Genomic DNA, 13,658 nt, shown 5'->3' with positions numbered 1-13,658 from the left:
CCGGCACTCAGCGTGACTTGCCGGTGCGCACGTGGCGCGTGGCCAGTTGCCGGCGATGCCAGGCCAGGGGCGTAAATACCAGCGCGCACAGCAGATACGTGGCCAGCAGCGCCAGCCAGATGGCAGGCGTGGCCAGGATGGCAGCCTTACTCCACCACAAGGCCAGCAGGGACGACAGGGCCGCCCCGAGAAAGATGGGCAGCATGCGCCGCAAGGTCAGCAAATAGGCAGAGGCGAACATGAAGGCTCCCATCTCGAGGATATGCGGCGATGTCTTCACACTAGCAGGGGCGGCGGCCGAAGTACAGCCCGCGCCGCGCCCGGTGTTGCGCAATGAGTACAGTCGCTTCAGTACAGGACCACGGAACGGATCGATTCCCCGCTCTTCATCAAGTCGAAACCCTGATTGATCTCCTCGAGCTGCAAGCGATGCGTGATCAGGTCATCGATATTGAGCTTGCCTTCCATATACCAGTCGACGATCTTCGGCACGTCCGTGCGTCCGCGCGCGCCGCCGAAGGCCGAGCCGCGCCATTCGCGGCCCGTCACCAGCTGGAACGGGCGCGTGGCAATCTCCTGGCCGGCCGCCGCCACGCCGATGATGAACGACTTGCCCCAGCCCTTGTGCGTGCACTCAAGCGCCTGGCGCATCAGCGTCGTGTTGCCGACGCATTCGAAACTGTAGTCGGCGCCGCCGTCCGTCAGCTGCACGATGGCGTCGACCACGTTCTCCACCTCGTTCGGGTTAATAAAATGCGTCATGCCGAACTTGCGCGCGATGGCCTGGCGCGCCGGATTGATGTCGATGCCGATGATTTTATCGGCGCCGACCATCTTCGCCGCCTGGATCACGTTCAGGCCGATGCCGCCCAGGCCGAACACGGCCACGTTGGCGCCCGCCTCGACCTTGGCCGAGAACAGCACGGCGCCCACGCCGGTGGTGACGCCGCAGCCGATGTAGCAGACCTTGTCGAACGGTGCGTCTTCACGGATCTTCGCCAGGGCGATTTCCGGCACCACGATGTAGTTGGAAAAGGTGGAGGTGCCCATGTAGTGGAACAGCGGCTGGCCGTTCAGCGAAAAGCGGCTGGTGGCGTCCGGCATCAGGCCGCGGCCCTGCGTGGCGCGGATGGACTGGCACAGATTGGTCTTTTGCGACAGGCAGAACTTGCACTGGCGGCATTCCGGCGTGTACAGGGGGATGACGTGGTCATCCTTCTTCAGCGTCGTCACGCCCGGTCCCACGTCGACCACGATGCCGGCCCCCTCATGGCCGAGGATGGCGGGAAAGATGCCTTCCGGGTCGGCGCCCGACAGGGTGTAGTAATCGGTGTGGCAAATGCCGGTGGCTTTCAGCTCGACCAGCACTTCGCCGGCACGCGGGCCGGCCAGGTCGACTTCTTCGACGCTCAAGGGAGCGCCGGCCTTCCATGCGATGGCGGCTTTGGTTTTCATGGGTTTTCTTCCTGCTCGGTTTCAGATGCGCCATTATGCGGCGCCGGCAGCGGCGGCGGCGCAAGCGGCACCGCGATTGTCTGAAAACGCGGCGCATTTGTCCGCTGGCGCGGCACGGTGCAGCAGCGCACGGAAAAGCGGCAGGCGCGCGCGTATGCTGGCGCCAGTACGCTGTCCGTTTGCGCCAGATCAATCTTGCCAACATAGACACGCGCATTCTTGGCACAAGCCCGACACCGATAGAGCAGCCGTTGCGTCATTCCCGCAGGAGACTGACATGCGCCATGTGTTTTCCCGCTTTTCCCGCCCCTGGCCGGCCCTGCTGCTGGCATGCTGCCTGGCCCTGCTTGCCGCCTGCGGCGGCGGCCACCACGACCATCCGCCCGGCGCCGCCACGGGCAGCCTGACGGTCACCCTCGGCGGCTTGCCGGCCGGCGTGGCGGGCGCCGTGACGGTCACCGGCCCGGCATCCTACAGCCGGCAGTTGACGGCCAGCACCACACTGACGGACCTGGCGCCCGGCGCCTACGCCGTCGGCGCCGCCAGCGTGGCCTACGGCACGGGCAGCCTGGCGCCCACGCCCGCCACGCAGCAAGTCCAGGTGAGTGCCGGGGCCACGGCCAGCGCCACCGTCACATATGCCGCAGCCGCGCCGCTGGCCCTCTCGCTGCAGGAAGTGGCCAGCGGCCTGGACATGCCCATCTTCCTGACGGCGCCGCCCGGCGACAGCCGTCTCTTCATCGTCGAACGGGCGGGACGCATCCGCGTGCTCGAGAACGGCCAGCTGCTGGCCACGCCCTTCCTCGACATCAGCCCCCTCACCACCACCAGCGGCGAGCGGGGCCTGCTCTCGATGGCCTTCCATCCGCAATATGCAAGCAACGGCTATTTCTTCATCTATTACACCAACCTGGCGGGCGATATCGTCATCGAGCGACGGCAAGTGTCGGCCGGCAATGCCAACGTGGCCGATGCCCTGTCCGCGCTGACCATCATCACCATTGCCCATCCCACGTTCAACAACCACTATGGCGGCCTGCTCAGCTTTGGCCCCGATGGCTACCTGTATGCGGGCACGGGCGACGGCGGCAGCGGGGGCGATCCGCCCGGCAATGCACAGAATACAAACGTGCTGCTAGGCAAGCTGCTGCGCCTGGACGTCAACGCCAGCACGGTGGCCCAGCCTTACGCCATTCCTCCAGGCAATCCCTTTGCCGGCACGGCCGGCGGACGCGGGGAAATCTGGGCCTACGGCCTGCGCAATCCCTGGCGCTATGCCTTCGACGTGCCAGCCCAGCTGCTGTACATCGCCGACGTGGGCCAGGCCAATTGGGAAGAGGTCGATGTGCGCCCAGCAGGCCAGGCGGGCAACAACTATGGCTGGAACCTCATGGAAGGATTGCACTGCTACAACAGCGCCAGCTGCAACCAGGCGGGCCTGGTCCTGCCCGTCATCGAGTATGGCCACGATACGGCCGGCGGCTGCTCGATCACGGGCGGCTATGTGTACCGCGGCACGGCCTTGCCGGAACTGGCGGGACAATACCTGTACTCCGACTATTGCAGCGGCTGGCTGAAAAGTTTCAGCTACAGCAACGGTGCGGCCTCCGCCGTGACGGACTGGGGCATCACAAACGTGGGCAACATCCTGTCGTTCGGACAAGATGCGCAAAATGAGCTGTACCTGTTGAGCGGCACGGGCAAGGTGTACCGCATCGTACGTAAATAGCGCGCGCCCAGGCCGTCATTGGCGTGCGCGACGGCGTTTTTCGACGGCGCGCGGGGAAGCGGCTAGAATTGATATTTTCGCCGCGCTCCGCGCACCAGCCCAAGAGAACACCATGGCCCGTTTGAAACTTGAATTTCCCGAAGACCAGTACTGCTATTCCTCGCAACTGACGGTACGCACCACGGACATCAATGCCGGCAATCATCTCGGCAACGATTCCATGATCTCCATGATTTCCGAGGCGCGCGCCCGCTTCCTGTTTGAATTCGGCGTGCGCGACATCGAAGCGGACGGCACCGGCATCATCGTCACCGACCTGGCCACCACCTACCGCGCCGAGGCGCATGCGCGCGACCAGCTGCTGTTCGAAGTAGGCGTCATGGATTTCAATAAATACGGCGGCGACATCACCTTCCGCATCACGCGCCCGCGCGACACCACCCTGATCGCGATGGCCAAGTCCGGTTTTGTCTTCTTCAACTACAAGCGCAGCCAGGTCGTGCCCATGCCGGAAGATTTCGGCAGTAAATTTCCACAAGTCAATTGGATCGATTAGCGTAAGGCACACCGCCGCCATCATGCTGTATGCTTGTCAGTATGATATGTGAAATCGATGCAGACGGCCGCCGTGGCGGCGCCTGGCTATTGCTGCTGGCCGCATGGGCCATGCTGGCGCCGGGCGCCAGCATGGCGGCCCCGCCGCAAACGGTCATCCTGTATGGCGATGACGATTATGCCCCGTACAGCTATGTGGAACATGGCGTATTCAAAGGCATGTATGTCGATATCCTGCGCGCGGCGGCCCGCCAGCTGCCCGGCTATCGCCTCGAGCTGCAGGCCAGGCCCTGGAAACGGGGACTCGATGCGCTGGAAAAGGGCCAGGTATTCGGCCTGTTTCCCCCCGGACGCAAGACGGAGCGTCCGTACGTGCAGCCGTATTCAGCCATGCTGTACCGGGAATCGGTGGTGCTGTTCTGCCATGACGGCGTGATGCGCACGCCGCGCAGGCAATTCCCCGCCGATTTTGCGGGCTTGACGATAGGCGTCAATGCCGGTTTCCTGCTGTCGGAAAAATTGATGCAGCCGGCCCGGCAAGGGCTGCTGCGACTGGAGGCGGCCAAGGGCAATGAAGCCAACCTGAAAAAGCTGGCGCTGCGGCGCATCGATTGCTATGCCAGCGACCGCGGCGCGGCGCGCCATACGGCCAGGCTGCTGAACGGCGAACTGGCACGCCAGGGCTTTGTGCTGCACGAAGTGCTGGAATTGTCGTCCGAACCCACGTATATCGCCTACAGCGCCCAGGCCAGCCCGCCCTACAAGGCCGATTTCGTCGAAAAAATGAATGCCGCCCTGCAAACCTTGCGGCAGAACGGCGAGCTGGCACGCATCGAACAGGCTTATTTGCGCTGACGTGTCTGCGCCGGCGTGCCTGCTGGCGCCACCTTATCTGCGCTGCACCTGCGGCTGCATGGTCATCACGGGATTGCTGCGGCCCCTGGGCTTGACGCCAAAGGTATCCTTGAACCAGTCGTCGATCATCTGCTTTTCATAGCGCAGCGAGTCGTTGCTGGAATAGCGGTTGATGCGCTGCAAATAGGACATATCGGACAGCGCCGCATTGCCGCTGGCGATGACCTTGCCATTTTGCGCGAGTTCATAGCGCAGGCGCAGGCGCGGCCAATCGGTGCGGCCAGTCATCACGCGCACGTCAAAGGCGCCACGGCGCGCCAGATCCTCGCGCCCCGCCAGGTCGACATCGGTAATCTCGATCTTCAAATCCAGGCCTGGACGCAAGCCCTTGCCCAGCCACTGGAAATGCTCGGCCAGGCCGGCCAGCACCTGTTCGCGCTCGCGCGTACTGAATGGCAGGTCGGAAAAATCATCGGGTTTTTCGAAGCTGACCTGGACACCTGCCCAGGCGCTGCTGCTGGCCAGCAGCGCCAGCGCCGCCAGCCACGTTCTCGTCGCCTTGGAAATACGCATAATATTCCTTTCAGAAAATCCTATCAGCAGGCCACCGCCGCCATGCCAGTCATCGCGGCGCCTGGCCTCAATATAGCCTGAAGTAAAAATTTCTGGAGCGCAATACACGTCGGCCTCGGGCGGCCAGCCGCGCCGCCCTCGCCGCCTACCTCTTTGCCTGCCGCTTCGCCTGCACGCCAAAGGTCTGGGCAAACCAGTCATCGATCATCAGTTTTTCATAGCGCAATTTTTCATTGCTGGCATAACGATTGATGCGGTTCATATACGACATGTCGGACAGGGCCGCATCGCCACTGCTGATGACCTTGCCATCCTGCTCCAGCGCGTAGTGCAGGCGCATGCGCGGCCAGTCGACGCCGCCATTCAGAATGCGCAAGTCATTCATGCCATGCATGCGCGGCTGTTCGCGTCCCGCCAGGTCGATATCGCTCACCTCGATCTTCAAGGTCTGTCCAGCCGGCAATGCACGGCCCAGCTTGTCGAAATGCGCAGTCAATTCCTTCAGGACGTCCTCACGCTGGCGCTGGTCGAAAGGCAGGTCCGTGAATTGCTCGGGTTTGTTGAAATGCACCTCGGTGCCTGCCCAGGCGGCGCTACTGGCCAGCAAGGCTAGTCCGGCGATCAAGAGGCGCGGGATTTTCGTTTGCATGATGTGCCCTTTCAAGCGTATTGGTGGCGCTGCGGCCACTTCTTATCTGTCTTCAATATACCTGCAATGGCTGCTTTTTGAAGCCCAAGTCATACCTTGTTACTTTCTTTCTCGCGGCTCCACGACAGTGCTCGGTGGCATTTTTTTTGCAGATTCATTGGCAATATTAATTAAAACAAAGTATTGTCTTGAAAATATAGTTGCCTAAGCGATAAAGTATAGATAGCGGCGGCAGCGCTGTTTTCAAGTATCTTTTTGACATGCATGTTGCATGAATTGCGTCAATTATTCTTGCTTGTTGTTAATACTTAGCGGTCAGTCTACAATCGACAGAATGCGCCCGAAAAACGCGCAACGCCGGTAATGGCGCACAGGATAGCCTGGCGCAGGCGTCTCAGCATTGCGTCAGTTATGCCTTTTAGCGGAACTTGCCCTTATGTCATTTTTGTCTTCAGCGTCGCCCAAGTTACCTCCCTGGAAAGTCCTGCTCGTCGACGATGAACCCGACATCCACGACATCACCAAACTGACATTGAGCCGTTTCCGCCTCGAGGGCCGCGCGCTGAGCTTCGTGCATGCGTATAGCGGCGCCGAGGCCAAGCAGGTGCTGGCGCGCGAGGACGGTATCGCGCTCGTGTTCCTGGACGTGGTGATGGAACGCGAAGACAGCGGCCTGGAAGTGGCGCGCTGGATGCGCGAAGACCTGGGCAACCAGTTTACGCGCATCGTGCTGCGCACGGGGCAGCCGGGCCAGGCGCCGGAAGAACGCGTGATCGTCAACTACGACATCAACGACTACAAGGAAAAAACCGAGCTCGACCGCACCAAGCTGTTCACCACCACCTTTGCCGCCCTGCGCGCCTACCGCGACATCATGAAGGTGGAAGAGGCGCGCCAGGCCCAGCTGCACTACCGCGAAGGCCTCGAACGCGTCATCGCCGCCTCCGCGCACATCTTCAAGCAGCGCAACCTGCGCGACTTCGCCAGCGGCCTGCTGCAGCAAGTCGTGGCCCTGCTGCGCCTGGAAACGAGCATGCTGCTGCGCCTGCGCGGCGCCAGCGCCATCACGGGCGAGCAGGACTATGAAATCCTCGCGCAGATCGGCGACCATGAAGCCGATGGCGGCATGCTCAATCCCTCCCTGCTGTCGCAGCTGGACGATGCCAAGAGCAATAAAATCTCGCGCCTGCACGGCGACACCTATGTCGGCTACTTTCCGAACAGCAGCGGCAAGGCCTCCTTGCTGGTATTAAAGGGCGTGGAAGAAATTTCCGACCTCGATGCGCAATTGCTGGAAGTATTCTGCTCGGGCGTGGCGATTGCCTTCGACAACATCCTGCTGACGCAGGAAATCACCGATACCCAGGCCGAGCTGATACTGCGCCTGGGCGACGTGGTCGAATCGCGCTCGCACGAAGGGGGCAATCACGTGCGCCGCATGGCCGAAGTGTGCCAGCTGCTGGCGCAGGCGTCGGGCATGTCGGAAGAGGAAACCATGGTGCTGCGCCACGCGGCGCCCATGCACGACATCGGCAAGATTTCCACGCCCGACGCCGTGCTGCTGAAACCCGGCAAGCTCGACGCTGCCGAGTGGGAAATCATGAAGCAGCATCCGACGGTGGGCATGTCCATCCTCGACGGCTCGCAGCGCCCGCTCTTGAAGGCAGCGGCCGTGATCGCCCACCAGCACCATGAAAAATACGACGGCAGCGGCTACCCGCAGGGCCTGGTGGGCGACAACATCCACAAATACGCGCGCATCGCCGCCGTGGCCGACGTCTTCGACGCCCTCATGCACAAGCGCTGCTACAAGGACGCCTGGCCCCTGGAGCGCGTGGTCAGCTACCTGCGCGAAGTGAGCGGCAGCCACCTCGACCCGCAGTACGTGGAGTTGCTGATCGCAAACCTCGATGCAGCGCTTGCGCTGAATCAACGTTTCCCTGATTAAAAGCTGGCGGTGGTGTCGGATTACGCGGCCTTGCCGCTAATCCGACCTACCTGGCATGCCTTGAACCAACGCTTCCCTGATTAAAAGCCGGCGTAGGTCGGATTAGGCCGCAGGCCGTAATCCGACACCACCGCCAGCCACGCCAACGATGTTGTCGGATTACGCGCAAGCGCTAATCCGACCTACGGGACATGCGTTAAATCAACGTTTCCCTGATTAAAATCCGGCGGAGGTCGGATTACCCGATACGCACACCAACAAACCACGCGTCGGCCCAAGACCCCAACTTAGGCTCTCCGGGCCAAGCGGGCCTGAAAAATGTCGAGGGCAAGGCGCAGCGACGCAGACAGTACGCACGTACGGCAAGGAGCTGCAACGCCGCCATCGGCATTTTCTCAGGCCCGCATCTCCAGCCCGCCGTTTTTAACCTGGCCGCCGGCGTCGGATTACGCGGCCTTGCCGCTAATCCGACCTACGTGGCTCCAGCGGGAAGCGGATCTTGTAGTGCAATCCCATCCCCGGCGCACTGACCACCTTCACCGTCCCGCCCAGCGGCCCCGTCACGAGGTTGTACAGGATGTGCGCCCCGAGGCCGCTGCCGCCCGAGCCCCGCTTGGTCGTGAAGAAGGGGTCGAACAGCTGGCCCAGGGTGGCGCTGTCCATGCCCATGCCGTCGTCGCTGTAGTCGAGTTCCAGCATCTCGCCGGCCGTCCTGGCTGAAATCTTGATCTTGCCCGGCTCGCCTTCGGCAAAGCCGTGCACCAGTGAATTGACCACCATGTTCGTGACAATCTGCGAGACGGCGCCCGGATAGCTGCGCAGCTGCACTTCGGGCGCGCAATCGATTTCCACCCTGACGGGCTTGCCCTTGAGCTTGGGTTGCAAGGACAGCAGGATTTCATCGAGGTATTTGCGCAAGTTAAAGCTGCGCAATTCGTCCGAGGACTGGTCCACGGCCACCTGCTTGAAGCTGCGCACCAGCGCCGCGGCGCGCTGCGTATTCGTCGTCATGATGCGCAGGGTCTGGTCGATGATGTCGAAGAATTGCCGCAAGCCGTCTTCATCGAGCTGGCCGCCGTCCAGGTCTTCGCGCGTGAGCTTCAATTCCTGCACCAGGTGGCTGGTGGCCGTCACGCAGATGCCTAGCGGCGTATTGATTTCATGCGCCACGCCCGCCACCAGGCGTCCCAGGGAGGCCAGCTTTTCCTGGCGCACCAGTTCCGATTGCGCTTCCTGCAAGGCGCTCAAGGCGCTGTTCAGGGCCGCATTCTGCTCTTCCAGCGCTTCCTTGGCGCGGCGCATGGCGCTGTCGGCCTGGATGCGGGCCATCGCCACGGCCACGTGGCTGGCCATGAAGGCCAGCACGTCCAGTTCAGCCTGGCCATACACGACGGAGCTGTCGTAGCTTTGCACGATGATCACGCCATATTTTCTCTCGCCCAGCAGCATGGGCGCGCCCATCCAGCTGGCGATGCCGACATTGCCCAGCGGCTCGTCTATCTCGCCGCTGGCCACCAGCGCCGCATAGCTGCCGGCATCGAGCAGACAGGCCTGGCGGCGCGCCAGCACATACGAGCTCATGCCGATGCCATAGTGGAAGCGTTTCACGGGCGCCTGCGCATCCTTTTCATCGACGAAATACGGAATCGTGATGTCCTTGTTGTCCGGGTGGTACAGGGCGATGAGGAAATTCTTCGCCGTCACCAGTTCGCTGATGATGGCGTGCAGGCGCGCATACAGGGTGGTGGCGTCGGCCGCCTGCGCCGACAGGCTGGCGATTTCATACAGCGCGTGCTGCAGGCTTTCCGCGCGCCGGCGCTCGGCCACCTCGTGCGCCAGCAGAGCCGTGCGCTCCTGCACCGCCTTTTCCAGCCGGTCCATGCTTTGCATGCCCTGCAGGGCGCTCGACACATGCGTGGCGATCAGCGCGAACAGGGCCTGGTCTTCCAGGCTGAAGCGGTGCTCGGCGTCATAGCTCTGGATGACGATGGCACCGAGCACCTGGTGCTGCTGGTCCAGCAGCGGGCAGCCTATCCAGTGCTCGGCCGCCGTGCCGCCGCCCCAGGCACCGCCGCCGATGGCGCGCATGGCGTCGTCGTCGGCCGTCATCACCAGCTGCTTGCGGTTGACGATGACCCAGGCCGTGGGCGACTGCGCCGCGCTGGCCAGGCGCACGCCAGCGTCCGGGTCGGGCGCCGCGTCGAATTCATCGACAAAATACGGAAAGCGCACGAGGCCGTCGTCACGGTCGCTCAGGGCCACGTAAAAGTTCGCCGCGTACATGATGCGCCCCAGCGCCGCATGCACGGCCCGCAGGAATTCGCTGATATCGCTGCAGGTGCTCGAGCGCTGCCCGATTTCCAGCAACACGGTTTGCACGGCTTCCAGGCGGCTGAGACGACTTTCCATGTGTTTACTTAGTGCCTTTTGTAAATATATGTTTTTGAAAATTAATATTATCAGTTCGGCCCTCCCTTGGCACGGCAAAATACCGGGCAACTTGCTGTGAGGCAGCACAACACGCGTCGTGCCGGCATTTGCCAGGCTGGCGATACGGTGGCAGACTAGACCCCCTCCACAGACCAGATCGCCCCCATGACCGCACCGCTACGCGCCACCCTACGCCCCTACACGCTTGCCGGCCTGCTGCTGTTTGCCGCGCTGGGCATGCCGCCGCTGTGCGCCGCGCCACCCGCCGCCGTGCCGGCGGCCGAGACGGCCGATGGCGGGCGCTATTTCGGCCCCCTCGTCGACGGCAAGATGCACGGCCAGGGCCGGCTCGAGTACGCGAGCGGCGCGTTTTATGAAGGGGGCTTCGCGCGCGGCGTGTTTTCCGGCCAGGGCAAGCTGCGCCAGGCCTCGGGCGTCGAATACACGGGCGAGTTCCGCCAGGGCGCCTTCGATGGCCTCGGCCGCTACACCTCGCCCAAGGGCGAAATCTATGCGGGCAGCTTCGTCAAGGGCAGCTTCGATGGGCAAGGCCGCTTCCAGGGCGCCGACGGCGCCACCTTCGAAGGCCATTTCCAGCACTGGCGCCCGCACGGCGCCGGCAAGCTGACCGACACGGACGGCACCGTCTTCGAGGGCGAATTCGTCCAGGGCCAGGTGCTGGGCCAGGCGAAGGTCACCACCAGCGACGGCATCCATTACGAAGGCACGCTGAAAGACTGGAAATTCGACGGCGAGGGCGTGCTGCGCACGGCCGACGGCGATGAATACCGGGGCGGCTTCAAGAATGGCCAGTTCGACGGCAAGGGCGTGCTGCGCTACGCCGTGGCGCAGGCGGACGGCCGGCGCGAAGACAGCGGCCACTGGACGGAAGGCCAGCTGGACGACCCGGCCGCAGACAAGCTCACGCGCGACAATATCGAGCTGGCCCTGTACCAGCAGCGCAGCCTGCTCGACGGCGCCCTGGCCCGCATCGCGCCGCGCGACCCGACGAAAAAGATCAATCTGTACCTGCTGGGCGTGGCCGGCGACGGCGCGCAGGAAGTGTTTCACCGCGAAACGGCCTTCGTGCAGCGCCAGTTCGACCGCGATTACGGCACCGTGGGCCGCTCCTTGATGCTCGTCAACAGCCGCAACACGGTGGCGCAGCAGCCGATGGCCACGCGCACCAGCATCGCCGCCAGCCTCGACGCCCTGGGCGCGAAGATGGACAAGGCCAACGACATCCTGTTTTTATTTCTCACCAGCCACGGCTCGCCCGAACACGAACTGGCGCTGGCGCAAAACGGCATGGACCTGCACAGCCTGCCCGCGCAAGAGCTGGCGTCCATGCTCAAGCACAGCGGCATCCGCTGGAAGGTCATCGTGATCTCGGCCTGCTATGCGGGCGGCTTCATTGCGCCCTTAAAAGATGACAACACCCTCATCATCACGGCCGCGCGCAGCGACCGCACCTCGTTCGGCTGCGACGACCAGAACGATTTTACCTATTTCAGCGAAGCGTATTTCAAGGAAGCCTTGCCCAAGAGCGCAGGCTTTGCCGAAGCGTTCGACAAGGCAAAAGTGCTGGTGCAGGCGCGCGAGGCGGCCGATTTCCGCGAAGGCGGCATGGAGGCGGAAGAGCATTCCGAGCCGCAGCTATTCCAGGGCAAGGCCATCGCCGCGCAGCTGAAGGCGTGGCGCGCCCAGCCACGCTAAGCCGGGCACGCCCGCCCGCCTTTCTGTACAATAGCCGTCACCATGCGACGATTCTTCCTCATTTTGCTGCTGTTCGTGCTTCCGCTCCAGATGTCCTGGGCCGCGGCGAGCGCGTATTGCCTGCACGAGGAAGGCAAGGCGGCGCAGCACCTGGGCCACCACAGCCACCAGCACAAGGCCGATGCGGACAAAAAACCCGCCGGCGACAAAGCCGACAAGCAAGCCAAAGGCCAGCCACACAGCGACTGCAACGTCTGCCATGGCATCGGCCACGCATGGCTGCCGGCCGGCTCCAGCCTGCCCGTCGGCGACATGGCGTCCGTCAACGCGGACACCTCTCCCTTCTTTTACGCTTCCCACATCCCGGACGCTCCCAAGCGCCCCGACTGGTCGTCGGCCATCTAGGCCGACGGGACGTTTCTTTCACTGATCGCAATATGCGGGCCTGACTAAAGCAGGCGCCAGCCTGCGCGTCCCGTCGAATTCTTTTCCATGCTTTTGGAGAATTCGATGTACCGAATCATCTTGGTATTTTCCGCTGGCCTGCTGGCCGGCAACTTTGCGTATGCGCAAACACCTGAAGAACCCGCCGGCCCGCTGAGCCTGCCCGCCGCGCTGCTGCTGGCCGAAGGCGGCAACGCCACCCTGTCGGCCGCCCGCCATGAACTGGCGGCCCAGGGCGGCGCCCTGCAGCAGGCGCGCGCCCTGCCCAACCCGGAACTGCAAACGGTGCTGGAAGACACGCGGCGCGCCACGCGCAGCACCACCGTGCAACTCAACCAGTTGATCGAACTGGGCGGCAAGCGGGGCGCGCGCACCGCCGTCGCCCAGCGCGGCGAAGACGTGGCGCAGGCCGGCCTTGCACTGCAGCAAGCCGACACGCGCGCGCAAGTCACGTCCGCCTTTGTCGATGTGCTGGCGGCGCAGGAAGGCTTGCGCCTGGCCGACAGCGCGCAGGCGCTGGCCGCGCGCGCCAGCGACATCACGGCGCGCCGGGTCACGGCCGGCAAGGCGTCCCCGGTCGAGGAAACCCGCGCCAGGGTCGCCGAAGCAAGCGTCAAGCTGGAACTGAACCTGGCCCGCAGCGCCCTGGCTGGCGCCCGCAAGCGCCTGGCCGCCTTGTGGGGCAATGCCGCGCCCCGCTTTAGCGTGGCCGAGGGCCGCCTGGAAACCCTGCCCGAGCTGCCGCCAGGCAGCGAACTGGCGGCACGGCTGGAGCAGGCGCCGGCCGTGCGCCAGGCCCGCAGCGCGCTGGCGCAGCGGCAAGCCATGCTGGACGTGGAACAGCGGCGCGCCACGCCCGACGTCACGGTGAGCATCGGCATGAAACGCTCGGAAGAACTGGGCCGCAACCAGGCCATCATCGGCCTGGCCCTGCCGCTGCCCCTGTTCGACCGCAATGCGGGCAACAAACTGGACGCCTTGCGCCGCAGCGACAAGGCCAGCGACGAGCTGGCCGCCGCCCGCATCGCCGTGCAGACGGCCGTGGCTGCCGCCAGCGAACGCCTGGCCACGGCCCGGCTCGACGTGGAAAGCTTGCGCCAGGACATCTTGCCAGGCGCCCAGAGCGCCTATGACGCGGCCAGCAAGGGCTTTGAGTTCGGCAAGTTCGCCTTCCTCGACGTGCTCGATGCCCAGCGCACCTTGCTGCAAGCCAAAAACCAATACCTGCGCGCGCTGACCGAAGCGCAACACGCCGCTGCCGAGATCGAGCGCCTGCTGGGCGCCCCCGCCCCCCTGTAAGGAAT

At 63.7% G+C, this 13,658-nt stretch carries 13 protein-coding genes; 7 read left to right on the top strand and 6 right to left on the bottom strand.

Annotated elements, in window-relative coordinates; all coding sequences use genetic code 11:
* Positions 1-7 precede the first annotated feature (7 nt).
* The 3 genes from AC3RCJ_RS04515 to AC3RCJ_RS04505 form a co-directional block, all read right to left on the bottom strand.
* On the bottom strand, positions 8-241 hold the full coding sequence (locus AC3RCJ_RS04515; protein ID WP_492961889.1) for a hypothetical protein: 234 nt from the start codon (positions 239-241) through the stop codon (positions 8-10).
* 107 nt (positions 242-348) lie between these two features.
* Positions 349-1,455, bottom strand: coding sequence for an S-(hydroxymethyl)glutathione dehydrogenase/class III alcohol dehydrogenase (locus tag AC3RCJ_RS04510; protein ID WP_492961887.1), 1,107 nt, complete (start codon positions 1,453-1,455; stop codon positions 349-351).
* Positions 1,452-1,715 (bottom strand): hypothetical protein, encoded by a 264-nt coding sequence (locus AC3RCJ_RS04505; RefSeq protein WP_492961885.1) that lies wholly within the window; start codon positions 1,713-1,715, stop codon positions 1,452-1,454. The genes AC3RCJ_RS04510 and AC3RCJ_RS04505 overlap by 4 nt, the downstream gene beginning before the upstream one ends.
* A gap of 17 nt (positions 1,716-1,732) precedes the next feature.
* Here AC3RCJ_RS04505 and AC3RCJ_RS04500 point away from each other — a divergent pair, with 17 nt between their 5' ends.
* The 3 genes from AC3RCJ_RS04500 to AC3RCJ_RS04490 all read left to right on the top strand — a co-directional run bounded on the left by AC3RCJ_RS04500 (position 1,733) and on the right by AC3RCJ_RS04490 (position 4,594).
* Entirely contained in the window at positions 1,733-3,184 is a 1,452-nt protein-coding gene (locus tag AC3RCJ_RS04500; RefSeq protein WP_492961883.1) for a PQQ-dependent sugar dehydrogenase, read from the top strand.
* A gap of 112 nt (positions 3,185-3,296) precedes the next feature.
* The gene (locus tag AC3RCJ_RS04495; protein ID WP_492961881.1) at positions 3,297-3,740 is read left to right on the top strand and encodes a thioesterase family protein; all 444 of its coding nucleotides are present in this window, start codon (positions 3,297-3,299) and stop codon (positions 3,738-3,740) included.
* A gap of 41 nt (positions 3,741-3,781) precedes the next feature.
* Positions 3,782-4,594, top strand: coding sequence for a substrate-binding periplasmic protein (locus AC3RCJ_RS04490; RefSeq protein ID WP_492961879.1), 813 nt, complete (start codon positions 3,782-3,784; stop codon positions 4,592-4,594).
* A 33-nt stretch (positions 4,595-4,627) separates the two neighbouring features.
* Here the strand turns inward: AC3RCJ_RS04490 and AC3RCJ_RS04485 are convergent, their stop codons facing one another.
* Positions 4,628-5,167, bottom strand: a complete 540-nt coding sequence (locus AC3RCJ_RS04485) for a DUF3016 domain-containing protein (RefSeq protein WP_492961877.1) — start codon at positions 5,165-5,167, stop codon at positions 4,628-4,630.
* A 145-nt stretch (positions 5,168-5,312) separates the two neighbouring features.
* Positions 5,313-5,816 carry a DUF3016 domain-containing protein gene (locus AC3RCJ_RS04480; RefSeq protein ID WP_492961875.1) on the bottom strand — a complete coding sequence of 168 codons (504 nt, stop codon included), beginning with the start codon at positions 5,814-5,816 and terminating at the stop codon, positions 5,313-5,315.
* A 436-nt stretch (positions 5,817-6,252) separates the two neighbouring features.
* Here AC3RCJ_RS04480 and AC3RCJ_RS04475 point away from each other — a divergent pair, with 436 nt between their 5' ends.
* The gene (locus AC3RCJ_RS04475; RefSeq protein ID WP_492961874.1) at positions 6,253-7,764 is read left to right on the top strand and encodes a DUF3369 domain-containing protein; all 1,512 of its coding nucleotides are present in this window, start codon (positions 6,253-6,255) and stop codon (positions 7,762-7,764) included.
* A gap of 462 nt (positions 7,765-8,226) precedes the next feature.
* On the opposite strand, the gene AC3RCJ_RS04470 is transcribed toward AC3RCJ_RS04475, so the two are convergent.
* The gene (locus AC3RCJ_RS04470; RefSeq protein WP_492961872.1) at positions 8,227-10,173 is read right to left on the bottom strand and encodes a GAF domain-containing sensor histidine kinase; all 1,947 of its coding nucleotides are present in this window, start codon (positions 10,171-10,173) and stop codon (positions 8,227-8,229) included.
* Positions 10,174-10,359: 186 nt separating this feature from the next.
* Between AC3RCJ_RS04470 and AC3RCJ_RS04465 the strand changes: the two genes are divergently transcribed.
* From AC3RCJ_RS04465 to AC3RCJ_RS04455, 3 genes are all read left to right on the top strand, one after another.
* Complete coding sequence (locus AC3RCJ_RS04465; protein ID WP_492961870.1) at positions 10,360-11,910, top strand: C13 family peptidase; 1,551 nt, start codon at positions 10,360-10,362, stop codon at positions 11,908-11,910.
* Between the two features lie 42 nt (positions 11,911-11,952).
* On the top strand, positions 11,953-12,315 hold the full coding sequence (gene czcI / locus AC3RCJ_RS04460; RefSeq protein ID WP_492961868.1) for a cation efflux protein, CzcI family: 363 nt from the start codon (positions 11,953-11,955) through the stop codon (positions 12,313-12,315).
* Between the two features lie 105 nt (positions 12,316-12,420).
* Positions 12,421-13,653 carry a TolC family protein gene (locus AC3RCJ_RS04455; RefSeq protein ID WP_492961866.1) on the top strand — a complete coding sequence of 411 codons (1,233 nt, stop codon included), beginning with the start codon at positions 12,421-12,423 and terminating at the stop codon, positions 13,651-13,653.
* Positions 13,654-13,658: the final 5 nt, after the last annotated feature.

The sequence above is a fragment of the Janthinobacterium sp. GW822-FHT07H11 genome (assembly GCF_058798615.1).
The sequence above is the reverse complement of the archived record's forward strand: the minus strand, read 5'-3'. Positions and strand labels throughout refer to the sequence as shown.